Annotated in this window: 22 protein-coding genes; 9 read left to right on the top strand and 13 right to left on the bottom strand. The window is 69.6% G+C overall.

The window, feature by feature from the left end; genetic code table 11:
- Window positions 1-327 precede the first annotated feature (327 nt).
- From GZ998_RS02020 to leuC, 5 genes are all read right to left on the bottom strand, one after another.
- Window positions 328-1,359 carry an NAD(P)H-dependent glycerol-3-phosphate dehydrogenase gene (locus GZ998_RS02020; protein ID WP_219108658.1) on the bottom strand — a complete coding sequence of 344 codons (1,032 nt, stop codon included), beginning with the start codon at window positions 1,357-1,359 and terminating at the stop codon, window positions 328-330.
- Window positions 1,356-2,198: a 1-acyl-sn-glycerol-3-phosphate acyltransferase gene (locus tag GZ998_RS02015; RefSeq protein ID WP_219108666.1), complete on the bottom strand. Its 843-nt coding sequence runs from the start codon at window positions 2,196-2,198 to the stop codon at window positions 1,356-1,358. The genes GZ998_RS02020 and GZ998_RS02015 overlap by 4 nt, the downstream gene beginning before the upstream one ends.
- A 142-nt stretch (window positions 2,199-2,340) precedes the next feature.
- Window positions 2,341-3,663: a UDP-N-acetylglucosamine 1-carboxyvinyltransferase gene (gene murA, locus GZ998_RS02010; RefSeq protein WP_161923770.1), complete on the bottom strand. Its 1,323-nt coding sequence runs from the start codon at window positions 3,661-3,663 to the stop codon at window positions 2,341-2,343.
- Between the two features lie 195 nt (window positions 3,664-3,858).
- Window positions 3,859-4,542, bottom strand: a complete 684-nt coding sequence (gene leuD / locus GZ998_RS02005; protein WP_161923769.1) for a 3-isopropylmalate dehydratase small subunit — start codon at window positions 4,540-4,542, stop codon at window positions 3,859-3,861.
- A gap of 36 nt (window positions 4,543-4,578) precedes the next feature.
- Window positions 4,579-5,994 (bottom strand): 3-isopropylmalate dehydratase large subunit, encoded by a 1,416-nt coding sequence (gene leuC, locus GZ998_RS02000; RefSeq protein ID WP_219108655.1) that lies wholly within the window; start codon window positions 5,992-5,994, stop codon window positions 4,579-4,581.
- 130 nt (window positions 5,995-6,124) lie between these two features.
- Between leuC and GZ998_RS01995 the strand changes: the two genes are divergently transcribed.
- Window positions 6,125-6,865 carry an IclR family transcriptional regulator gene (locus tag GZ998_RS01995; protein ID WP_203234105.1) on the top strand — a complete coding sequence of 247 codons (741 nt, stop codon included), beginning with the start codon at window positions 6,125-6,127 and terminating at the stop codon, window positions 6,863-6,865.
- A gap of 143 nt (window positions 6,866-7,008) precedes the next feature.
- Entirely contained in the window at window positions 7,009-8,148 is a 1,140-nt protein-coding gene (locus tag GZ998_RS01990) for a glycosyltransferase family 4 protein (RefSeq protein ID WP_161923767.1), read from the top strand.
- Window positions 8,149-8,194: 46 nt separating this feature from the next.
- On the opposite strand, the gene nrdR is transcribed toward GZ998_RS01990, so the two are convergent.
- Window positions 8,195-8,674 (bottom strand): transcriptional regulator NrdR, encoded by a 480-nt coding sequence (nrdR, locus tag GZ998_RS01985; protein WP_161923766.1) that lies wholly within the window; start codon window positions 8,672-8,674, stop codon window positions 8,195-8,197.
- Between the two features lie 96 nt (window positions 8,675-8,770).
- Window positions 8,771-9,493, bottom strand: a complete 723-nt coding sequence (locus GZ998_RS01980; protein ID WP_162679498.1) for a LysM peptidoglycan-binding domain-containing protein — start codon at window positions 9,491-9,493, stop codon at window positions 8,771-8,773.
- Window positions 9,494-9,712: 219 nt separating this feature from the next.
- On the opposite strand from GZ998_RS01980, the gene lexA reads away from it, so the two are divergent.
- On the top strand, window positions 9,713-10,486 hold the full coding sequence (lexA, locus tag GZ998_RS01975) for a transcriptional repressor LexA (protein ID WP_161923764.1): 774 nt from the start codon (window positions 9,713-9,715) through the stop codon (window positions 10,484-10,486).
- Window positions 10,487-10,681: 195 nt separating this feature from the next.
- On the opposite strand, the gene GZ998_RS01970 is transcribed toward lexA, so the two are convergent.
- From GZ998_RS01970 to hflX, 3 genes are all read right to left on the bottom strand, one after another.
- Window positions 10,682-11,671 (bottom strand): L-lactate dehydrogenase, encoded by a 990-nt coding sequence (locus tag GZ998_RS01970; protein ID WP_374939141.1) that lies wholly within the window; start codon window positions 11,669-11,671, stop codon window positions 10,682-10,684.
- Window positions 11,672-11,796: 125 nt separating this feature from the next.
- Window positions 11,797-13,713, bottom strand: a complete 1,917-nt coding sequence (locus GZ998_RS01965) for an ATP-dependent DNA helicase (protein ID WP_238994360.1) — start codon at window positions 13,711-13,713, stop codon at window positions 11,797-11,799.
- Between the two features lie 190 nt (window positions 13,714-13,903).
- Complete coding sequence (gene hflX / locus GZ998_RS01960) at window positions 13,904-15,592, bottom strand: GTPase HflX (RefSeq protein ID WP_219108652.1); 1,689 nt, start codon at window positions 15,590-15,592, stop codon at window positions 13,904-13,906.
- Window positions 15,593-15,697: 105 nt separating this feature from the next.
- Here hflX and GZ998_RS01955 point away from each other — a divergent pair, with 105 nt between their 5' ends.
- From GZ998_RS01955 to GZ998_RS01940, 4 genes are all read left to right on the top strand, one after another.
- A complete protein-coding gene (locus GZ998_RS01955) occupies window positions 15,698-17,170 on the top strand; it encodes an MFS transporter (protein ID WP_308807134.1) in 1,473 nt (490 codons plus the stop codon).
- Between the two features lie 55 nt (window positions 17,171-17,225).
- Entirely contained in the window at window positions 17,226-17,837 is a 612-nt protein-coding gene (locus GZ998_RS01950) for a methyltransferase (RefSeq protein ID WP_219108648.1), read from the top strand.
- 230 nt (window positions 17,838-18,067) lie between these two features.
- Window positions 18,068-18,775 (top strand): hypothetical protein, encoded by a 708-nt coding sequence (locus GZ998_RS01945; protein ID WP_219108640.1) that lies wholly within the window; start codon window positions 18,068-18,070, stop codon window positions 18,773-18,775.
- A 201-nt stretch (window positions 18,776-18,976) separates the two neighbouring features.
- On the top strand, window positions 18,977-19,852 hold the full coding sequence (locus GZ998_RS01940; protein WP_219108638.1) for an ImmA/IrrE family metallo-endopeptidase: 876 nt from the start codon (window positions 18,977-18,979) through the stop codon (window positions 19,850-19,852).
- Between the two features lie 241 nt (window positions 19,853-20,093).
- On the opposite strand, the gene GZ998_RS01935 is transcribed toward GZ998_RS01940, so the two are convergent.
- Window positions 20,094-20,576, bottom strand: coding sequence for a DUF523 domain-containing protein (locus GZ998_RS01935; protein ID WP_237564298.1), 483 nt, complete (start codon window positions 20,574-20,576; stop codon window positions 20,094-20,096).
- 160 nt (window positions 20,577-20,736) lie between these two features.
- Between GZ998_RS01935 and GZ998_RS01930 the strand changes: the two genes are divergently transcribed.
- On the top strand, window positions 20,737-20,997 hold the full coding sequence (locus tag GZ998_RS01930; RefSeq protein WP_257504919.1) for a CoA biosynthesis protein CoaBC: 261 nt from the start codon (window positions 20,737-20,739) through the stop codon (window positions 20,995-20,997).
- 202 nt (window positions 20,998-21,199) lie between these two features.
- Here GZ998_RS01930 and GZ998_RS01925 read toward each other — a convergent pair whose 3' ends face one another.
- Both GZ998_RS01925 and GZ998_RS01920 read right to left on the bottom strand, forming a co-directional pair.
- On the bottom strand, window positions 21,200-21,895 hold the full coding sequence (locus GZ998_RS01925) for an ATP-dependent Clp protease proteolytic subunit (protein WP_162679491.1): 696 nt from the start codon (window positions 21,893-21,895) through the stop codon (window positions 21,200-21,202).
- Between the two features lies 1 nt (window position 21,896).
- Complete coding sequence (locus tag GZ998_RS01920) at window positions 21,897-22,535, bottom strand: ATP-dependent Clp protease proteolytic subunit (protein WP_161923756.1); 639 nt, start codon at window positions 22,533-22,535, stop codon at window positions 21,897-21,899.
- A 295-nt stretch (window positions 22,536-22,830) separates the two neighbouring features.
- On the opposite strand from GZ998_RS01920, the gene GZ998_RS01915 reads away from it, so the two are divergent.
- Window positions 22,831-23,184 carry a cupin domain-containing protein gene (locus GZ998_RS01915; RefSeq protein WP_162679490.1) on the top strand — a complete coding sequence of 118 codons (354 nt, stop codon included), beginning with the start codon at window positions 22,831-22,833 and terminating at the stop codon, window positions 23,182-23,184.
- Window positions 23,185-23,256 lie beyond the last annotated feature (72 nt).

The following is a 23,256-nucleotide window of genomic DNA, read 5'->3' as shown; positions in this document are numbered from 1 at the left end:
TCCCAACCGTCCCAAAACCCATGAGACTCAACCGTCCCAGAAGTCATGAGACTCAACCGTCCCAGAAGTGTGGAGACAGCACAGTACGGTGGGGGTACGTACCGTCGCCGGAAGTGCCGAAGCGTTGGTGCCAAGTGACGAACCGTCGTCGTTGGTGACGAACCGTCGTCGTTGGTGACGAACCGTCAGGCATCGCACACCGCCTCAGGAGCCACAACCTCCCTCAGACACGTTGTTTACAAGGCTGCGCCATATCTACCGGTATCGGTGCGTCACAAGTGCCGGTCTCGGCACGTAACAAGTGCCGGTCTCGGCGAGAGGGGCGGTTCAGGTCAGCGGCGCGGCGTTAACGCCCTCGGCCTTGCGGGGGCGGGACAGCAGGGCGTCACTGATCTCCTCAACGGTGGCGGCGCCCTCAACCACAGCGACCACGCCGGCGGTGATGGGCATGTCCACCCCGTGCGCGGTGGCCAGGTCGAGCACAGCGCGCGCAGACTTGGCGCCCTCGGCAACACCGCGCGAGGCGGCGGCGGCCTCCTCCACGCTCATTCCCTCACCCAGGCGTCGCCCGAAGGTCTGGTTGCGCGAAAGCGGCGAGGAGCAGGTGGCCACCAGGTCACCCATGCCGGCCAGCCCCGCGAAGGTCTCGGGGCTCGCCCCGAGCGCCAGGCCCAGCCGGGTGATCTCCACCAGTCCGCGAGTGATTACCGTGGCCTTGGAGTTGTCGCCGAAGCCACGTCCGGCGGTAATACCGACGGCCAGGGCGATCACATTCTTGACTGCACCGCACAGCTCCACCCCCAGCACATCGGTGTTGGTGTAGGGGCGGAAGGTTCCGGTCGCGCACAGCGCGGCCACGCGCGCGGCCACCGCCTCATCCTGCGCCGCCACCACGGTAGCGGTGGGCTGGCCGGCGGCGATCTCATCGGCCAGGTTCGGGCCGGAGACCACGGCGATGCGCCCGGCGGGCAGGGCGAGCGCCTCGGCAATGACCTGACTCATGCGCAATCCCGTCCCGGCCTCCACCCCCTTCATCAGGGAGACAACGGTGGCGTCGTCGTCCAGGCAGCCGCGCAGCGGGGTCAGCACGCCGCGGGCGGTCTGGGAGGGCACCACCACCACGACGAGCCCAGCCCCGGCGACGGCCTCCCGAATGTCCGTGGTGGCGGTGACGATGTCGGGCAGACGCACCCCGGGCAGGTAGCGGGCGTTGGTGCCGGCATTGATCTCCTCCGCGACCTCCGGGCGGCGGGCCCAGATGACGGTAGGTGCACCGGCCTGGGCGAGCAGGCCGGCGAAGGTGGTACCCCAGGCGCCGGCGCCGATAACAGCGGCCTTGTCGACGGATACCGGGCTCATGGCTGCTGCTCCGAGGCGGTTTCGGGCTCGTCGCCGTTCTCATTGCCACCTGGGCCGCCGGGGGGCGTGCCCGTCCGGGACGGGCGCACATCGTCCGACGTCGTCGGCGGATCGGGCCGGCGCACACCGATATTGCCCTTGCCCGGATCGCCGTCGTACTTCATGTCGAAGGGACGGGGCGCCTTCTCACCACGCAGCTGCTCCACCAGCTCGGTAATGCGCCGCATGATCTCGGCAGTGGCGCCGCGCACGGCAGCGTGATCAGAGGTGTCCTCCCCGAATTCAGACAGGTCAAAAGGCTTGCCGATCAGCACGTCCACGTCCTTGCGGGGGAAGGGGCGGAAGCCACTGCCGTAGGCGCCCAGAACATCCTGCGCCCCCCACTGCCCCATGGGCAGAACAGGCACACCGGTGCGCATCGCCAGGCGTGCGGCACCGGTCTTCCCGGTCATCGGCCACTGCAGCGGGTCGCGCGAGAGCGTGCCCTCCGGGAAGATCATGATCGGGTCGCCCTCGCCAAGCCGCCGCTCGGCCTCCACCAGCGAGTTACCAGCCTTGGCCGAGTCCCGGTACACGGGAATCTGCCCGCCGGCGCGGAACACGTGCCCGAGGACGGGGATCTCGAACAGCTGGGACTTGGCCAGCGAGTAGATGGGCACATCCTCGTCCACGAGCGCGCGCATGGCGGTGAGCGGGTCCAGGTTGGACAGGTGATTGGCCACCGCGATGAAGCCGCCCTCGCGGGGGATGTTCTCCGTCCCGGTCACGTGCTGCTTAGAGACCGCCTTGAGAAAGGGGATGATCGCCCCCCGGGCCGCAAAGCGGTAGAAGGGGGTCATACGTCGTGTGGTGGGCACGCTGGCACTTTACCCACTCCCGGCGGACCCGGTGGGCCAGTCATCCGCTGGTCGGATGAGGTTCGACCCTCCCGGCAGTCCGCCGCGGCCTGCCGACGCGCTTGTAGTAGACCGGTTAGCCCGCTCAGGCCAGCCGGGTGACGTTGGCGTCAAGGGCGGCGAGCTTGCTCATGAAGTGCTCGTAACCGCGGTCGATGAGGTTCACGCCCTCCACGTGGCTGGTGCCCTCCGCCGCGAGCGCAGCGATCAGGTGGGAGAAGCCGCCGCGCAGGTCGGGCACGACGATGTCCGCCCCGCGCAGCGGAGTGGGCCCGGAGATGACGGCGGAGTGGTAGAAGTTGCGCTGCCCGAAGCGGCAGGCTGTACCACCCAGGCACTCGCGGTACACCTGGATGGTGGCGCCCATCTTGCGCAGGGCGCCGGTGAAGCCGAAGCGGTTCTCGTACACGGTCTCATGGACGATGGACAGGCCCTCCGCCTGGGTCAGGGCGACGACGAGCGGCTGCTGCCAGTCGGTCATGAAGCCGGGGTGGACGTTGGTCTCCACCACAATGCTCTTCAGGTCGCCGCCGGGGTGGTAGAAGCGGATTCCGTCGTCGCGCACGTCGAAGGCGCCGCCGACCTTGCGGAAGATGTTCAGGAAGGTGGTCATGTCGCTCTGGTGGGCGCCGTGGACGAACACGTCACCGCGGGTGGCCAGTGCGGCCGCCGCCCAGGATGCAGTCTCGATGCGGTCGGGCAGGGCGCGATGGTTGTAGCCGACGAGCTCGTCCACGCCCTCTACGTGGATGGTGCGGTCGGTGTCCACGGAGATGATGGCGCCCATCTTCTGCAGCACGTCCACCAGGTCCATGATCTCCGGCTCGACGGCGGCGCCACGCAGCTCCGTCAGGCCCTCGGCGCGCACGGCCGTGAGCAGCGTCTGCTCGGTGGCACCGACTGACGGGTAGGGCAGGTCGATGACGGTTCCGCGCAGTCCATCGGGGGCGGTCAGGCGAATGCCCTGGGGCTGCTTGTCGACGATCGCGCCGAAGCTGCGCAGAATATCCAGGTGGAAGTCGATGGGCCGGTCGCCAATACGGCAGCCGCCCAGGTCGGGGATGAAGGCCTCGCCAAGCCGGTGCAGCAGCGGGCCGCAGAACAGGATCGGGATGCGCGAGGAGCCGGCGTGGGCGTCAATGTCGGCCATATGGGCGCTCTCGACGCTGGAGGGGTCCAGGCGCAGGATGCCCTCGGCCTGGTCGTAATCGACACTGACCCCGTGCAGCGATAGCAGCCCGGAGACGACGTCGACGTCGCGGATCAGAGGCACGTTGTGCAGCACCGACGGTGTGGTGCCCAGCAGGGCTGCAACCATCGCCTTGGGGACTAGGTTCTTGGCACCACGGACGGTGATTTCACCGTTGAGCGGGCGCCCGCCCTCAACCTGGAGCAGACCGTCAACCATGCGTAACCTCCGAGTGTTCGCGTCAAGATCGGGCGCCGTGGGTGAAAGCGGCGCCCCCGCACCAAGGGCGGGTGAGTCCAGCATATGCGGGCGGGCTGCGGATGGAAGTGTCCGCAGCCCGCTCACAGCGAACTCCGTCGTGTCCTTCAACTCAACGGCGTGGCCGGAATATGTGCCGACGCACGGCGCCGGAACTCACGCTCCCGGGCGCAGGAAGGGGTAGCCGATAGGCACGGGCATCTCCGCTGACCGGGCAGGGGCGACGGCTACAGCCGGCTCGTGGCGGGCCGGCAGAGTCCGCGGCTTATAGGCGGGCCGGGCATCCTCGTACGCGCGGATGGCCTCCTCGTGGGTGAGGGTGAGCGAGATGTCATCCAGCCCCTCCATAAGGGTCCAGCGCACATAGTCGTCGATCTGGAACACGGTGCGGAAGGAGCCCGCCTCGACGGTGCGCTGCTCCAGGTCCACGGTGATCTCGGTGCCGGGCTCGGTCTCCAGGATCTTCCACAGCTGCTCGGTGTCCTCCTGGCTGATGACCCCGGCTACCAGTCCCTGCTTGCCCGCGTTGCCGCGGAAGATGTCGGCGAAGCGGGGTGCGAGCACCACCTTGAAGCCATAGTCCTTCAGCGCCCACACGGCGTGCTCGCGGGAGGATCCGGTGCCAAAGTCGGGGCCGGCCACCAGCACGCTGGCCCGCTTGTAGGCCTCCTGGTTGAGGATGAAATCGGCCTCGCTCGCCCGCCAGGAGGCGAACAGGGCGTCCTCGAAGCCGGTGCGGGTAATGCGCTTGAGGTAGACGGCCGGGATGATCTGGTCGGTGTCCACCGCGCTGCGGCGCAGGGGGGCGCCGATGCCGGTGTGGCGGATGAACTTCTCCATGCGTGCTCCTCTTTCTCGGGCTCTCGGCAGTGCGGCTCAGGCGGCGAGCGCCGGCAGGTCCGCGGGAGTGGACAGGGTTCCGCGCACCGCGGTGGCGGCGGCGACTACGGGCGAGACCAGGTGGGTGCGCCCGCCCTTGCCCTGGCGGCCCTCGAAGTTGCGGTTAGAGGTGGAGGCGGCACGCTCACCGGGGGCCAGCTGATCGGGGTTCATTCCCAGGCACATGGAGCAGCCGGCATTGCGCCACTCGGCTCCGAACTCCTTGAACACCTCATCCAGCCCCTCGGCCTCGGCCTGCAGCCGGATACGGGCGGAGGCCGGCACCACGAGCATGCGCAGGCCGGGCGCCTTGGTGCGGCCCTTGATGACTTCGGCGGCGGCGCGCAGGTCCTCGATACGCCCATTGGTGCATGAACCGAGGAAGACCGTGTCCACCTTGATGTCGCGCAGCGGGGTGCCGGGCGCCAGGTCCATGTACTCCAGGGCGCGCTCGGCAGCACGACGCAGCGTCTCGTCGGCGATCTCCTCGGGGTCCGGTACCGCCCCGGAGATGGGCAGGCCCTGACCGGGGTTGGTGCCCCACGTGACGAAGGGCTCGATGTCGCTGCCCTTCAGGACGACCTCGGTGTCGAAGACGGCGTCGTCATCGGTGCGCAGGGAGCGCCAGTAGGCGACGGCGGCGTCCCAGTCCTCCCCCTCGGGGGCGTGCGGGCGGCCCTTGAGGTAGGCGAAGGTGGTGTCGTCGGGGGCGATCATGCCGGCGCGGGCACCGGCCTCGATGCTCATGTTGCAGATGGTCATGCGGGCCTCCATCGACAGTTGCTCGATGGCGCGGCCGCGGTACTCGATGACGTGCCCCTGGGCGCCATTAGTGCCGATCTTGGCGATGATGGCCAGGATGATGTCCTTGGCGCCGCTGCCGGCGGGCAGGTCACCGTCGATGAGCACGCTCATGGTCTTGAAGGGGGCCACGGGCAGGGTCTGGGTGGCCAGCACGTGCTCGACCTGGCTGGTGCCGATGCCGAAGGCGAGCGCCCCGAAGGCGCCGTGGGTGGAGGTGTGGGAGTCACCACACACCACGGTCATGCCGGGCTGGGTGAGCCCCAGCTGCGGGCCGACGGCGTGGACGATGCCCTGGTCCGCGTCGCCCAGGGAGTGCAGCCGCACCCCGAATTCGGCGCAGTTGGCGCGCAGGGTCTCAATCTGGGTGCGGGAGGTGACGTCGGCGATGGGCAGGTCGATGTCCAGGGTGGGGGTGTTGTGGTCCTCGGTGGCCAGGGTCAGGTCGGGACGGCGGACCTTGCGGCCGGCCAGGCGCAGGCCCTCGAACGCCTGCGGGCTGGTGACCTCGTGGACGAGGTGCAGGTCGATGTAGAGCAGGTCCGGGGCTCCGTCGGTGCCGGGGGCGACGACGTGGTCGCGCCACACCTTCTGTGCCAGGGTCATTCCCATCGCTGCACTTCCTTTCCTAGGACGTTCCGCCCGCATGCCCGCCCGAAGTGTGCGGAACCGGCAAAGACCGGGCCGTTTTCTGACTGCACGCTACTTGAAGTCTCAGCAGTCGGAATGGCAGTATCAGATTATGGACACGTTGGGTGACATTGAAAATGGGAGTGGGGTCGGCGTCATCGACAAGGCCGCTCTGGTCATGAGCGCACTGGAGGCAGGCCCGGCCACGCTGGCGCAGCTCGTCACCGCCACTCACCTGGCACGCCCAACGGCGCACCGCATCGCCGTGGCACTGGAGTTCCACCGGCTGCTGGCCCGCGACGCGCAGGGGCGCTTCATTCTGGGACCGCGCCTGAATGAGCTCGCCTCCGCCGCCGGGGAGGACCACCTGCTGGCCGCCGCCGGCCCCGTGCTGGCGGCCCTGCGGGACAAGACCCACGAGTCAGCACAGCTGTACCGGCGTCAGGGGGACGTGCGCGTGTGCGTGGCCAACGCCGAGCGCCCCATCGGCCTGCGCGACTCCATCCCGGTAGGAGCCACCATGTCCATGCAGGGAGGCTCCGGCGCCCAGGTGCTGCTGGCGTGGGAGGAGCCCGACCGGCTGCACCGCGGCCTGGCGGGCGCCCGCTTCAACGCGACGATGCTCTCTGCTGTTCGCCGCCGCGGCTGGGCCCAGTCCGTGGGCGAGCGCGAGCCGGGTGTGGCCAGCGTGTCGGCACCAGTGCGAGGCGCCAGCGGCAAGGTCATCGCTGCGGTGTCGATTTCCGGGCCGATTGAGCGGATGGGGCGCCAGCCCGGGCGCGTGCACGGCCCCGTGGTGGCGGCCGCGGCGCGCCGCCTGTCCGAGGTTCTGCGCAGCAACGACGAGGGCTGACCTCCGGCCATCCGCCTCCCCGCCAGCCTCGCCGAGGTCGGTCGCTCTGGTTGTCGAGACCGGCACCAGTAACACGCCGAGACCGAGCGAAATGGCGTGCCGCGCCTTCCGCTGGCGTCGACTCATCCACGTACACTCGCCCCATGCGTAGGACCCTGCTCGTCACCAATGACTTCCCGCCCGTCGTCGGCGGCATCCAGTCCTACCTGGACGACTACACCCGGCGTCTGCCCGCCGCGGATCTGACCGTCCTTGCGTCAACACCCCCCGAGGGCCCCGACGCCGCCGCGACCTTCGACCGCGCGGCCGCCTTCGACGTCGTGCGCATGCCCACGCATGTCCTTCTGCCGACCCCGGACGTGCGTCGGCGCATGCAGCAACTCATCCGCGAACGCGAGATCGAGACCGTCTGGTTCGGAGCCGCCGCCCCGCTCGGTCTCCTGGGACGCGCCGCCAAGGAGGCCGGCGCCACCCGCGTCATCGCCACCACCCACGGGCACGAGGTCGGTTGGGGCATGGTGCTCGGAGCCCGCCAGGCATTGCGCCGAATCTTCCGCGAGGCCGACGTCGTCACCTACATCTCCGACTACACACTCGGCGAGCTACGCCCCCACATGCCGCCCGGCCAGGAGGTCCTGCGCCTGCCCAGCGGCATCGACGTCGACCGTTTCCACCCCGACGCCGAGGCGCGCGCCGCCCTGCGCACCCGGTACCGGCTGGGCGACGCTCCCACCGCCGTATGCGTGTCACGGCTAGTGGCCCGCAAGGGGCAGGACTCACTTATCAGTGCCTGGCCGCGCGTGGTCGAACAAGTGCCGGAGGCCCGGCTAGTGATCGTCGGCTGGGGTCCTTACGCGAAGAAGCTGGCTCTACTGCGCCGTTCCTCCCCGGTGCGGGGGTCAATCACCCTCACCGGGAAGGTGCCCTACGACGAGCTGCCCGGCCACGTCGCCATGGGTGACGTCTTCGCGATGCCCTGCCGTACGCGCGGGCAGGGACTCGACGTCGAGGGCCTCGGTATCGTCTTTCTTGAGGCCTCCGCCGCGGGGCTGCCGGTCATCGCAGGCATGAGCGGCGGGGCGCCCGAGACGGTGGTGGAGGACGTGACCGGGAATGTCGTGGACGGCCGCGACGAGGACGCGCTGGTAGCAGCCCTCGTGCGTCAGCTGACCGACCCTGCGCTGCGCGCACGCATGGGCGAGGCCGGGCGCGCGCTCATGGTCGAGAAGTGGACCTGGCCCGGGCTGGTTGACAGCCTGGTGCAGACCATCGACGCCCGGTGACGGCGCGCCTTACCGCGAAGCAGCAGCGGGCGGCCGCCGCGCTCGACTACGCGGGCGAGCTGGAGGCGCCGGCGGCTACAACGCGCAGTGCACGCAGCTCCGCGATGGCCGTCTCAAAGTCCTCCAGCGAGTTGAAGTCGGAGTACACCGAGGCGAAGCGCAGGTAGGCGACCTCATCCAGCTCACGCAGTGGGTCGAGGATCGCCAGCCCCACTTCGTGCGAGTCCACGATCGCGTGGCCCGTGCCGCGAATCGTCTCCTCCACCTTGTTGGCCAGATGCGCAAGTTGATCATCGGTGACGGGGCGCCCCTGGCAGGCACGCCTCACGCCCCGGATCACCTTCTCGCGCGAAAAGGGCTCGGTAACACCGGATCGCTTGCGCACCGACAGGCTGGCGGCCTCAATGGTGGTGAAACGGCGCCCGCATCTGGTGCACTGCCGCCGACGGCGAATCGAGGCACCATCGTCGGAAGTACGCGAGTCGACCACGCGCGAGCCGCTGTGCTGGCAGTAAGGACAGCGCACGCCGACCACCTCCGGTTGTCCGCATCACTAATACGTTAGGAGGTTATGCGCACAGCGCTTGGTCTGCAAGCGCTTACCGGCGTTGCACGAGGCGGTTCATCCCGCCGGGACGATCAGGGTCTGCCCCGGCTGCAGCGTGGAGCTGGTCAGGCCGTTCAGCTCCACAATCTGCGCCATGACCTCATTGACGTCTCCGGCGCCGGTATCCACGGCTACGTCCCACAGGGACTGGCCGGACTGGACGGTGGCCGTGGTGGTATTAACCGGTACCGACTGGAATCCGGACAGCACTATGCCGCCGGCCGCCACCAGCACCGCCGCAAGCACTACGGCACCTCCAGCCAGGAAGCGCCGCACGACGGCCGGCACAGTTGCGTCGGCCTCACTGCGCGCGGCCGCCACCCGCGCCTCACGCGTAGCCGGCGCGGCCACCCCCTGCCGCAGTTGGGCCCTGACGGACGGGTGCATGGGTGCGAGCGCTTCCAGCGACGCTTCTCTCCCGCTACCGGAGGGGGACGCCGAGTGGCGCGCCTCCACGGGACGCTCCTGGCCCGCCCTGGGCGTGAGTTCACGCTGGTGCCGTGGAGCGACTGGGCGCCGAGCTGGTCCCGCGGGCACGAGGACCTCCGCGGCAGGAGCACCACCGTCAACCACGCGCAGCCGAGGACGGCGCGAGCCCGCCGATCGTGCGGGACTCCCCGCTCCGGCGGTCGCCTCAAGGCCGGAAGCACCCGAGACCACTGACTGCGCGGACGCCCGGCCGCCCTCAATGGAAACCAGCCGCGGCCGCGGGGGCAGGGGAACGGCAAGAGCACTCATGACACCCTCCTAGAACACATGTTCGACGAACGCCTGTTCGATAGATTACCGGTAAGCGGCCGACACGTCCAGAGCACTTTCGAACACATGTTTGAGTGCTCGGATGATCGGCCGTAGGCTTACGGGACCAGGCCACCACAGGCCACCGACACGAATTCGGGCCCCTTATCCGGCACCCGCCCCCGCGGTCACCGGCAGCCCGGGAAACGAGGACAGGAGATGAGCGCAACCACCGGGCCGGAGAGCCGTCGCCGCTCGGACAAGGCCTCCGGCTCCGCCGACCTTTCCGCGCCCGTCGAGCCGGAGGCACTGCACACCCTGGACCCGCGCGCCCGCGCGGTCTACGAGTCCGTGTGCGAGGCGGTGGCCACCCAGGGCTACCCGCCCTCCATGCGTGAAATCGGCGCCCAGGTGGGCTTGACCAGCCCCTCTTCAGTCAAGCACCAGCTGGACAAGCTCGAACGCCTCGGCCTGGTGCGGCGCGATCCGAATCGGCCGCGCGCCCTGGAGGTCGTAGAGCCCACGGCTCAGCCCGCCCCCGCACCCGCGGGCTCCGACGCCGCACCGGAGCCGTCACTCCCGGTACTTCCGGGCGTTGCCGATGGCGAGGCCGTGGCCGTTCCCCTGGTGGGCCGCATCGCAGCCGGCTCACCAATCCTGGCCGAGCAAGAGGTTGAGGACGTAGTGGCGCTTCCACGTCGGCTTACCGGTGACGGCGAGCTATTCATGCTGGAGGTCCACGGTGACTCCATGATCGACGCAGCGATCTGCGACGGTGACTGGGTGGTTGTACGCGCCCAGCCCGATGCTGACAACGGTGATGTGGTGGCGGCGATGGTTGAGGACGTCGATGGCGCCTCCGCCACCGTCAAGGTGCTTTCACGCCGGGACGGGCACCAGTGGCTACTGCCACGCAATCCCGACTACGCCCCTATCCCAGGGGACGAGGCCACCATCATGGGCAAGGTTGTCACCGTGCTGCGAGCGCTCTAGGCCGCACACCGCCGCACCCTGCACGGCTCGATTGCGTCCGCCGTCGGCCGCGGCCCGCACAGCAACGTAGGAGGGGCCGACCCCATCGGGGCCGGCCCCTCCTGCACCCACCTTCCAGTGGCAGGATTCTGCTACGGCGCAATCGGCACTGTGATGCCTGTAGACGCGGCCCTCACTAGAGCGCCGCGCGCCTACTCAGTAGCCCAGCCCGCGCGCCACCTCGCGCAGCCGCTCGGCGGAGGCGGTCAGCCGGTCGCGCTCGTCGAGGGTCAGGGGCAGCTCCAGACGGCGTCCAGCACCCTCACGGCCGACGATCGTGGGAACCGCCATGCACACGTCGGAGATGCCGTGCCAGTTGTCCAGCAGCGGCGAAATGGTCAGCACCCGCTGCTCATCGTTGAGAATCGCCCCAATGATGCGGGAGACGGCCAGGCCGACGGCGTAGTTGGTGGCGCCCTTGCCCTCGATGATGCGGTAGGCGGAGCGGACCACGTCATGGGCGATGCGGTCGCGCTTGGCCTGGTCAAAAACTCCGCCGTCGAGAGTCTTGCCCCACTGGGTGATCGGCACGCCGCCGATCTCGGTGGAGGACCACAGGGCGACCTCGGAGTCGCCATGCTCACCGGCAATGTATCCGTGGATGTTCTGGGTTGCGGTGCCGGTCTCCAGGGAGACGAGGTACCGCATGCGAGCCGTGTCCAGGACGGTCCCGGAGCCGAAGATCTGGTTCTCAGGCAGCCCGGTGATCTTCTTGGCGCAATACGTGACCACATCAACCGGGTTGGCCACCATCAGGAAGATGGCGTTGGGAGCGACCTCTACCAGCTTGGGCAGGATCTTCTCCATGATGCCAACAGTGGCACCGGCAAGCTCCAGGCGGGACTGGCCGGGCTTCTGCTTGGCTCCGGCAGTGACAGCGATCACGTCCGCGTCGCGGCAGATCTCCGGGTCATCAGAGCCGGATACGGCGCCTGCGGAGGTGAACTGGATGCCCTGGGCGATGTCGAGGGCCTCGGCCTCGACCTTCTCCTTAACGATGTCCTGCAGGACAACCTCGCGGGCGACGCCCTTGGTGACGCACGCGTAGGCGAGCGTGGAGCCAACCGCGCCCGCACCGATGATGGCCACCTTAGAAGGACGGCCTGAGCGAGCCGTCGGGTACGAACCTTGAGCGCTGTTGGTAATCGTGGGGTCTGACACTGTGTTCCTCCGAATCTGAACGGTTGTCAGTTTGGTGAGCTGGCCCACCCAGGAGACAGAGTACGCGGTCGGGACCGGCGCCGCACGAGTACGGGGAAAATCTCCGGGCTTCACCTGCCGGCGGCCAGCCGCCCCAGCGCACCCAGGACGACGTCGCGGTCCCGGGTAGGCCACAGCGGCGGCATGGAGCGGGCCAGGAATGCCCCATAGCGCGCCGTACGCAGCCGGGGGTCCAATACGGCGACGACGCCGCGGTCGTCCGCCCGGCGTACCAACCGCCCCGCCCCCTGCGCCAGCAGCAAGGCGGCGTGCGTGGCCGAGACGGTCATGAAGCCGTTGCCGCCAGCTGCGGTGACGGCCTCGCTGCGCGCCTGGGCGACCGGGTCGTCTGGTCGGGGGAAGGGAATACGGTCGATCACCACCAGCCGGCAGGTGCGGCCGGGCACGTCCACGCCCTGCCACAGGGACAGGGTTCCCACCAGGCAGGCGTCCTCATCGGCGGCGAAGGCCTCCACCAGGGTGGGCAGCCGGTCCTCTCCCTGCGCGTACACGTTCAGCTCGGTGCGCTCGCGCAGCAGCGCCGCGGCGTCGTCAGCGGCCCGCCGGGAGGAGAACAGGCCGAGCATGCCGCCGCGACTGGCCTCGGCCAGCACCACCACCTCCTCCAGGGCCTCCTCGGAGATGCCCGCACCGGGGCGCGGCAGGTGGGTGGGGGTGTACAGGATGCCCTGGCGCGCGTAGTCGAAGGGGGTGCCGACGTCGAGCCCCTCCCAGTCGGCGTCGGCGAGCGTGAGCCCGAGGGCCGCAGCCATGGGGTTGAAGCTGCCGCCCAGGGCCAGGGTGGCGGAGGTGAGCACGGCGGCGCGGTCGGCGAGCAGTGTGTCGGCCACCGATCCGGCCACGTCGATGGGCGCCAGGGTCAGCCGCGGCGGATCGGCGCCCAGGCGCGGGCGCTCCACCCAGGCGACGTCGCGGCGTTGGGCCACCGAATCGGAGGTCATGCGCTCAACCACGTCGGTCATGTCGGCGACCGCCGTACGAGCCAGGGCCACTCCCCCGGCCTCGGCACCCGCCTGCCCGCCGCCCTGGCTCGCCGCGCGGGCGGCGTCGCGCACGTCGGTGAGCACCTGCCGGCAGGCGGCCTCCAACAGGGTGAGGGCGTCCGCGAGCGCCGGCGGCAGCCCTTCGGCCAGGCGCCCGTCGGGCAGTTCCGCCAGCGCCAGCTGCAGGGTCTGCCCCGCCTCCTCCAATTCGTTGACCAGCACGCCGGCGTGGCGGCGGGCGGTCGCGGCCACGCGCGCGACGGCTGCGGCGGACAGGCTGGCAGTGCCCTGGGAGCGCACCCGGTCGGCGAGCTCGTGGGCCTCGTCTACCACCAGCACCTCGTGCTCGGGCAGCACGCCGGGGTTGCCGGCCACGGCGATGCCAAGCATGGCGTGATTGGTGACCACCACGTCGGCCTCCGCGGCGGCGGCGCGGGCGAGCACGGGGAAGCACTCGTCGTGCAGGGGGCAACTCGTCCCCAGGCACTCGGCGGCGGCCACGGAGGCCTGCGCCCAGGCGCGGTCGGACACGCCGGGCACCAGGTCGTCGCGGTCCCCGGTGTCGGTCTGCTCGGCCCACTGCCGCAGCCGCACCACCTGCTCGCCGAGTGTCTGCTCGGCGCCCTCGCCGATGCGGGCACGGGGCGTGGCCGCGGCAGCGGAGAAGAGGGTGTCGGCGTCGTCGTCGGGGTAGCCGCCGGCCAGGCGGTGGCGGCACAGGTAGTTCTGCCAGCCCTTGAGCAGGGCGACGGAGGGCCGTACGCCGGTGGTGCGCTCGACGGCGTCGGCGGCCAGTGGGGCGTCCTTGGTGAGCACCTGGCGCTGCAGGGCGAGGGTGGCGGTGGACACGACCGTGCGCTCTCCGGCGTCAACGGCGTGCACCATGGCGGGCACCAGGTAGGCCAGCGACTTGCCGGTGCCGGTGCCGGCCTGGACGAGCAGGTGCCCGCCGGTCTCCATGGCGTGGGATACGCGCGCCGTCATCTCGGTCTGGCCCTCGCGCGGGCTGCCGCCGAGTGCGGTCACGGCGGCGTCCAGCGCGGCCCGGGTACGTGCCTGCTCCGCCGTCGCGCCCGACTCGCCCGGGGCGGCCGCGGGGGTGCGGGCAGTTGCGGCGTCGGCGTCCTTATTCGCCCGGCCCACCGGGGCAGGCGCACTCATTTCGCGCACGGGCTCACCCGGCGGCGGGTCCGGCAACATCGACGGCGGCCAGCTCGGCCGCCAGGGCGGCGTCCACGCGGGCGACCACATGCGTGCCGGCCTCGACGTACTCGACGGCGGTGATGTCGCCGTCGGCGTGCACCCGGGAGACCAGCTCCCCGCGCGAGTACGGGATCACGACGTCCACGGCCACGTCCGGGCGCGGCAGCATGGCCTCGATGCGGTCGCGCAGCTCCGCCAGCCCCTGGCCCGTGCGAGCGGAGACGACGACGGCGCCGGGCAGGCGGGTGCGCAGGGCGGCCAGGGTGACCGGGTCGGCCAGGTCCGCCTTGTTCAGCGCGATCAGTTCGGGCACGTCCAGGGCGCCGGGGATGTCGGCCAGGACGGCGTGGACGGCGGCGATCTGCCCGAGCGGGTCGGGGTGGGCGGCGTCGACCACGTGCAGCAGCACGTCCGCCTCGGCGACCTCCTCCAGGGTGGAGCGGAAGGCCTCGATCAGCTCGTGCGGCAGGCTGCGCACGAAGCCGACCGTGTCGGTGAGGGTGTAGATGCGCCCGTCGGCGGCCTCGGCCTTGCGGACGGTGGGGTCCAGGGTGGCGAACAGGGCGTTCTGCACCATGATGTCGGCGCCGGTCAGGCGGTTCATTAGGGAGGACTTGCCGGCGTTGGTGTAGCCGGCGATCGCGACCGAGGGGATGGGGCCGCGGCGCCGCGAGCCGCGCTTGACCTCGCGGGAGGGCGCCATGGCGCGGATCTCGCGGCGAAGCTTGGCCATGCGCTGGCGGATGCGGCGGCGGTCCAGTTCGATCTTGGTCTCGCCGGGCCCGCGCGAGCCGATGCCCTGACCGCCGGCGACCCGTCCGCCGGCCTGCCGGGACATGGACTCGCCCCAGCCACGCAGGCGCGGCAGCAGGTACTCCAGCTGCGCCAGCTCCACCTGGGCCTTGCCCTCACGGGACTTAGCGTGCTGGGCGAAGATGTCCAGGATCAGGGCGGTGCGGTCCACGACCTTGGCGTCCACCACGTCCTCCAGCGCACGCCGCTGGGAAGGCGCAAGCTCGCCGTCGACGACGACCGTGTCCGCGCCGGAGTCGGCGACCATCTGAGCCAGCTCCTTGGCCTTACCAGACCCGAGGTAGGTGGCCGGATCGGGGTGGTCGCGGCGCTGGATGAGCGCATCAACCACTTCACTTCCGGCGGTCTCAGCCAGAGCGGCGAGTTCGCGCAGGGAGGTCTCGGCATCCTGGGCGGCAGTGGTGTACGCGGCGCCGCTGACCACCGGAGCGCCGAGGGCGGCGTGGGTGCCGGCGTTGGGGTGGGCGCTCGCATTGGCGTACGCGACAACCGCACCGGACTGGGGCAGTTCGAGGCCGACGAGGATGACGCGCTCGAGACGAACCTGCCGGTACTCAACCTCGCTGATGTCCTCCTTATCGGTGGACAGTCCCGCCACGCGGCGGGTGCCGGCGCGGGCCTCGCGTTCCAGGGCGCCGGCGTCGGACTCGTGGTACTGCCGGTGCCCGGCGGTGGAGGCCAGGGCGGTGCCGGCGCGGGAGCGGACCCGGGAGGCGAGCGCCGCGGCGGGGTCGGTGTCGCCAAGAAGACCGGCGTCGTTGTCGGCGGTGACAGTGCCGTCGGCGCTGTCAGTGACGGCGGGGAGGGCGTGGTCGGTGGAGTGGCTGTGATGCTGCGTGTTTTCCATGCGGGTTCAGATCCTACTGCCCACCCTCCGCCTTGCCGAGCGCCCGCGGGCCCCGTTCGCCGTAGGCGGTCGCACCGGCCGCAGCCGCGCCGATACGCTCAGGCGGTGAGCTCCCGCGAGTCCGACATGCCGCAGGCCGACGCCGTCGCCTCGGCCGACAGCCCCGCCGCGGCTGATTCCGCCTCCTTCACAGGCTCCGCCGCGGTCCCGGGGGCGCCGCCGCCCCCGCCGCCGTCGCTGCGCGCCCTGGCGACCACGCCGGTGGGGCGCCTGGCCACAGCGATGCTGGTAGTGGAGCTGCTGGCCGGCATGCAGACCTACATCAACCAGACGGTGCTGCCGCTGGTGGCCACGGACCTGGGCGCCCGCGCCCACTACGGGCTGGTGACGGCCGCCGCCATGGTACCAACCTTCCTGACCATGCCGCTGGGCGGCACCATGCTCGCCCGCTGGCGGGCCGACCGGCTGATGACGACGCTCACCGCCGTGCTGGTGGCGGGGGCCGTCACCGGGGCGCTGGCCCCGGGCGTGGGGGTGTACGTGGCCGGCGAGGTGCTGCGCGGTCTGGCCGCCGGGGCACTCGCGACGGTGAGCATGGGCGTGCTGGTGGCGGGGCTGCCGGAGGCGTGGCGGCGGCTGTTCCTGGCGGCCGGCTCGGCCACCTGGATCGTGTCCTCCGTCCTCGGCCCGGGATATGCGGCTGCGGTCTCCGAGGCCTGGGGATGGCGGTGGGCGCTGGTCGCCTACGTGCCGCTCCTGGTAGCGGCCAGGCTGGTGATGGCACGTGCGATCCGGGGCCTGCATGTGGACGACGACGAGGCCCGTCCCCCGCTGGTGCCGGCGCTGGCAATGGCGGCCGGGGTGGCTGGGATCGGTGCGGTGCCGGCGGCGTCGGCATGGTTCGTGCCCGTCGGGGCGGCCGGACTGGCGGCGGTGACGTGGGCCTGCGCCCGGGTGTTCCCCGCCGGGACCATGCGCCTGGCGCCGGGACGGCCCGCGGCGCTGGCCATGCTCGCCTGGCTGTGCGCCGCCTATTTCACGCTGGACTACCTGGTCTCACCCGCCGCCCACGACGTGCTCGGACTGGGGCCGAATGCAGTCGGCTGGGCCCTGACCTGCGCGGGGCTGGCCTGGTCGTCAATCGCCATCTGGACGGCGGCGCACCCTGCCCGCGCCCCGCGCCGCTTCCGGATGCGGATCGGCATGGGGGCAGCGTGCTTCGCTATCGGCGGGACGCTCATGACCCTCGCCTTCGCCGACATTGCGCCCTGGTGGTGCCTGCACGTGGGCTTCGCCACTGCCGGGACCGGGATGGGGCTGACGAATCAGGACACGATGATCCGCTGCGTGACCGCCCCAGAGGACTTGGGCGGAGCGCCGGACGGCATCTCCGAGGCACGCATCGCCACCTCCGTGACTGTGGCGAATGCCGCCGGCGCAGCCACCCTGGGAACCCTGGCGACCACTTTCGTAGCGCCGTCGGCAGCGGGCGTGCAGGCGGACCTGCTGGTGCCGACCACGGCGGCGCTCACCGTGGCGCTTGCTGTCACCCCGCTGCTCGCTCGCAGGGCGGCCTGAGCGGCGCCTGCAACTGCCCGGGACTACTCGCGCCCGGCCCGGTAGTGTCGGGCGGGTGAGCGAGCAGCACTACTTCACCGCCTCCCCCGACTCCCCCGCCGAGGAGCGGCGGCACCACTTCGTCATCCGTGGCACCGAGCACGACGTGACCACCGCGTCCGGCGTGTTCTCCGCCGACCGGCTGGACCTGGGCACGCGAGTACTGCTGCGGCAGGCGCCGCAGCCGCCGCAGACGGGCACCTTCCTGGACCTGGGCTGTGGCTGGGGACCACTGACCCTGGCCCTGGCGGACGCCGCCCCGCAGGCCACCGTGCTGGCCACGGATGTCAACGAGCGCGCCGTGGAGCTCACCGGCCGGAACGCCGCCGACGCCGGGCACAGCCGTGTGCGGGCCGTGCTCGCCGACGCGCTGCTGGAGGAGCTGCGCAGCTCCGGCACCCGGTTGGACCTGATCTGGTCCAACCCGCCGATGCGGATCGGCAAGCCCGCGCTGCACGCGATGCTGGCGGACTGGCTGAGGCTGCTCGCGGACGACGGCGAGGCCTGGCTCGTGGTGCAGAAGAACCTCGGTGCGGACTCGCTGGCCAAGTGGCTGGGCGACCAGGGCTGGAAGGTCGAGCGCGAGGCCTCCTCGAAGGGCTACCGCGTCCTGCGCGTAACCCGCTGACCCCACCACCCCTGCCCCGCCCCTCGCCGAGACCGGCACTAGTAACACACCGAGACCGGTCGAAATCGCTCGCCGCGACCGGCCGCTAATCAGGCCCCACCGCTCCCTCACTCCCACATTGCGCCAGTAGGAGCCGTGTTCGTGATCGCCGGACAGGGTTGCCGCGCATCGTCTCAGGGGTATAGTTACTTCCGGTTTTGAACACTCATCGGAGAGGCTGAGGGGCGGACATGACCGAGTCATTCCCGTTGCAACCGTCGCCCGGCGCGGTCCTCACGGGCCAGGCGGCCGCACAACAGCTAACGACCATGGGGCTCGATGCAGACCTCCTGGCCGAGGCGTGTCACGAGGGTCTTCAGGCCGCCATCAACCAACACACGCCATTCGATCCGGTTATTGCCTTCGGCTTTGAGCACTGGGCGAAGACCGTCAGCGCTGTACGTAAGTATCTGGACAGCCTCGGCTGGCGGGCCCACGACCGCGCCAATGCGCCCCGCTCGGTTAGCCCTAACAAGGATCTGACCGCCATTGCCGCTATGGGAGGGAACGCCAACACCGGAAACCCGGACAAACGGCCCGCCAACGCGAGAAGCAAGGGCACTGTCTTCCGCGACGAAGTTGACGACAATGCCGCCCTCTCGCACATTCAGCTTGCCCACCAGCCCGCCCTCGACTTATCCGAAGGCGTAACAACCGCTGATGCCGCCGTGGCCCGGGGTATTCCACTACACACCTGGATACTGTTGTATTTCTGGGATCGCACTGAGAACGTGCTTCGCTGCGAACTCTCGCTTCCCGTCGCATGCGACGACGGCATCATCACGCAATGGCATACCCGCATCATTCTGCCGGAAGCACCACTGGAGCCCGCTGGTCTCGAGGCCATCCCACAGCGAGGGCCCACCGACGACGTCGACTTCGACGTGGTGGCGCTGTAAGGCCCACCCCAGTGGCATCGACTCAATCACGACATGTCCATCCACCCCACACGTGTCACAATCGCCCGCGAACGCGGCGGATTGTCCCGGCTAGACCTGGCCACCGCCGTCGGCGTGAGCACTCGTACTCTCGCAAACTGGGAAGACAGCGGCGCGCCCGACACCAGGGCCGACGCGCTCTCAACTGCCACCGCACAACCCGTGGCATTCTTCCAGACTAGTCCGGCCGCTGCGGTGACCGATGATCTGATATTCTTCAGAACGCGCCGCCGTACGAGCGCAGCTCTCCTACACCGGGCCACCGCCCTCGGGGCTCTGGGAATGGAAATGTTCAACGAGATGAGCCGGCGACTTGGCCTGCCTGTGCTTGCGCTGCCGGAACTCGATCCGAGCCTGTCCCCTCAAGCGGCGGCTGAGGCGGTGCGCCGACAATGGGCCTTAGGCGACTTCCCACTGCCGAACCTCGTACAGCTTGTTGAGTCGCATGGCATTCGGGTGCTGGGGATCCCGGCGGCCGAGCAGGACGTCGACGCCTTCAGTTTCTGGGGTCAAGATGCACGCCCATACGTGTTCCTCGCCCGCCGGAAGACGCCGGAGCGGTCCCGCTTTGATCTCGCCCACGAGCTCGGACATCTCCTGATGCACTCCAGCACAAAGACCGACGCCGCCACAGACCGGGAGTTGGAACGGGAGGCCAACGTCTTCGCAGCAACGCTCTTGCTCCCGCCCGATTCCGTACGCGCTATGATGCCCTCCGCCCCACCGCTGGACGCAGTTGTTGCGCTCGCCCGTCATTTCGGCACTTCCGCCGTCGCCGCGGCACACTCAGTCCACGACGTCGGAAGAGCTTCTGATTGGGGACACCGCCAACTCATGGCCGAACTCACCCGCCGCGGTTTTGAAACCGGTGAGCCCGGCAGCTCACTCCCCTATGAGCGCTCACGGATCCATGACGCCCTGGTGAAACATCTGCGCCAGTCTCGGATAACGACGACTGCCTGGGCGCGCGCCATCGGCCAGCGCCCCGACGATGTCGCGGCCTTTACCCTCGGACAAGCGCTGTCAGTCGCACCCTAAGCCCTGATCTGCCCGCGCCCAAACGCGGAACCCATCTACAGTCCCATGACCTCCCCGCGCAGGAAGGTGACCGCCGTGCCCGCGAGCATGCACCGCTCACCGTCGACTGCGCAGCGCACAGGCGAGGAAGGCCATCTCGTGCCGGCCCTCGTTTCGGCGCACGGTCAGGCGGACGCTGGGTTACCGGCGCAGGGACAATCGGCGAAGGCGTCGACGCTCGTGGGCCGGAATCCAGCGACGGCTACCGGCCGCGCTCTCGCACGGTTCCCGTGGGGACGACGGCGATCCCGCGACGACGTAGTGCGGCGGCCAGCACTCCGCAGCCCTGCTTGAGCTCGCCGCTATGAGTGCCGTCGTAGATGGTGCGCACGCCGCATGCGGGGCTGCGCTCCTGCAACACCGCAGCTGGACATCCCATATGTGCCGCTACCGCGGCGGCCGCATTGGCACCCTGAATGAATGCATCGGTGACGTCCTCGCCGTCGCGGGTGATCACCCGGGCGTGCCCGTCGAGAACATCCTCACCGTCACCGCCGACGATCTCGGCAGGCGACCGCGGGATGGGCAGACCGCCCATCAGCTCGGCGCACAGCGGCAGGGCGAGTCCCTCGGCAGCCAGGCCAGCGATGTCGCGATCGGGCTTCGCACCGCCGTCGTACCGGCACTTGAAGCCGGCCAAACAGGCGCTTACGAGCAGCGGGCCGCCCTGAACGGAAGAATTCACGGTGACTAGCCTAGTGGCCCGTGGAAGTTCGACGTCGAGCGCGCCACGGCCCGAGGCGGAAGCCGGATGGCGGGCTATCATCATTGTGGTAACGACTCGTTTTGTTCTTCATGTCTCTCAAGCCGACCGTTGGCCAGCCGCACTATGCAACCGCGCCAATATGACCGAACTCGGCTTCGCTGAGGCCATCACGGTAATGGTCAATGGAACGGCGATTTACGCGATTCAGGGCGCCAACGACTGGACTTCCGCAATGGAACGAGCCGCTGCCGCCGGCGGCACCTTCGAGGTTTGCTCACGTTCGGTTGCCAACCACTCTCTTCCGGTTGAGAGCCTGCCACCCTGGTTCCGTGTCGTACCGGCAGCGATACCAGCCATAGCGGAACACGTCCGCACCGGGGCGACCTATATCAAGCCCTAGCACCCTTGGCAGGCACGATGGCCGCTGACCCGCTTGAGCCGGTCTCGGTGCGTTACAAGTGCCGGTCTCGGTGCGTTACAAGTGCCGGTCTCGGTGCGTTACAAGTGCCGGTCTCGGCGATTAAGCAAGCGGGGCGGCGCCGGAGAACCGGCACCGCCCCGCCCTGCGGAATTTCACCCGATCCGGTAAGACCGGCGCGCGCCTACGCCGAGTGCGGAGATGCGGGCGCCTTGCGGGAGGTCAGCACCTGGTCGACGATGCCGTACTCCTTGGCGGCCGCAGCCGTCAGGATCGTGTCACGCTCGAGATCGGCGTGTACCTTCTCCACCGGCTGACCGGTGTGAGACGCCAGGGTCTCCTCCAGCCACGTGCGCATGCGATCGATCTCGTTGGCAATGATCTCGATGTCACTGGCCTGGCCCTGCACGCCCTCCATGGCGGGCTGGTGGATGAGCACGCGCGCGTTGGGCAGCGCCAGGCGCTTGCCGGGCGAGCCCGCGGCCAGCAGCACGGCGGCCGCGGAGGCGGCCTGCCCCAGGCAGACGGTCTGCAGCTGCGGCTTGATGTACTGCATGGTGTCGTAGATGGCCGTCAGCGCCGTGAAGGAGCCGCCGGGGCTGTTGATGTACATGGTGATCAGGCCGTCGGGGTCCTGCGACTCCAGGACCAGCAGCTGGGCCATGATGTCGTCGGCGGAGGCATCGTCGACCTGCACGCCCATGAAGACGATCCGGTCCTCGAACAGCTTGGCGTATGGGTCCTGCCGCTTGAAGCCATAGGCGGTGCGCTCCTCGAACTGGGGCAGCACGTAGCGGGCCTGCGGCAGCGACTGCGGGTTAATGCCCGCAGCCTCGACCTGCCTGGCAACGGCGTCGAAGTAATGGCGAGAGCTCGTCATGTCAGTTCTCTCCGTTCTGGGTGCCGATCTCGCGGCTGGAGCTCACGATGTGGTCAACAAAGCCGTAGTCCAGGGCCTCCTGCGCGGAGAACCAGTGGTCGCGGTCGGAGTCGCGGATGATCTCCTCAACCGTGTGTCCGGTGTTCGCGGCAGTGATCTCGGACAGCTCCTGCTTCATCTTGATGATCAGGTCGGCGTTGATGCGAATATCGGTGGCCGACCCGCCCGCACCGCCGGAGGGCTGGTGCATGAGCACCCGGGTGTGCGGCGTGATGTAGCGCTTGCCCCGCGCACCGGAGGAGAGCAGGAACTGCCCCATAGAGGCGGCCAGGCCGGTGGCGACCGTGACGACATCTGGCTGGACGTACTGCATGGTGTCGTAGATGGCCATGCCGGCGGTGACGGAGCCACCCGGGGAATTGATGTAGAGGTAGATGTCCCGCTCGGGGTCCTCGGCGGCCAGCAGCAGCATCTGCGCGCAGATGGCGTTGGCGTTGTCGTCGCGCACCTCAGAGCCGAGCCAGATGATGCGTTCCTTGAGCAGGCGGTTGTAGATGGAGTCGGTCAGGCCCAGGCCCGTACCGGATCCGTCGGCGGCGGCCGGAGTGATGGCCGCCGGGGGCGTGTGGAGCTCGCTCACGTCAGTCCTTCCGTGTTCGGTGATGCCAACGCTAACCCGCCACTCGCCCAGCGCATGCCCAGGATCGGAGGCTTTTCGCTTACGGCCCACACAACGACGGCGCGGATCGCCACTTCGCCCCGCCACGGACGGAACCCGACCAGCCGCAGTGTGCCCGAGGCCACCGGCTCGCCGCCCCGCGATGCGAGTAGCCTCGGCTACAGGATTTGAAACGGCTCTACCGGGGATAAATGCTCCCGTCCGCGAGCGCGTCGAGTCCCAACATGCACGTGTAAGCCGAGGAAGGAAAACCGCCATGCCCACCACGCCCGTCTCCGAGTCCCTGTTCCGCCTCGGCCTGAATGAGGCCCTGCCGGTCAGCGAGGAGGCGACGACCTCCCGCGTGGTGGTCAACAACGCCGTCCTGCGCACCGTCATCTTCACCTTCGACGCCGGCCAGCTGCTCACCGAGCACGCCTCCACCAAGGCGGTGGTGGTCACGCTGCTGGAGGGCGAGATGGACTTCACCGTGGCCGGGCGCACCGAGCGCATGCGCGCCGGCGACGTCATCTACCTGGCCCCGAACGACCGCCACGCCCTGACCGCCGTCACCCCTTGCCGGATGCAACTGGTGATGGTGGAGCTCGATGATCGGAGCAGCAGGAACTAACCACCCAACCCGGCTCTTGGGGTTTGCGGGTGCAGTGGTTCGCACCCAGGGCGCCCGGGCGCACACGCACGG

This window comes from Actinomyces sp. 594, from assembly GCF_019325145.1.
Taxonomy (GTDB): Bacteria; Actinomycetota; Actinomycetes; order Actinomycetales; family Actinomycetaceae; genus Actinomyces.
Note: the sequence above shows the minus strand (reverse complement) of the source record. Positions and strands in the feature narration are given on the sequence as shown.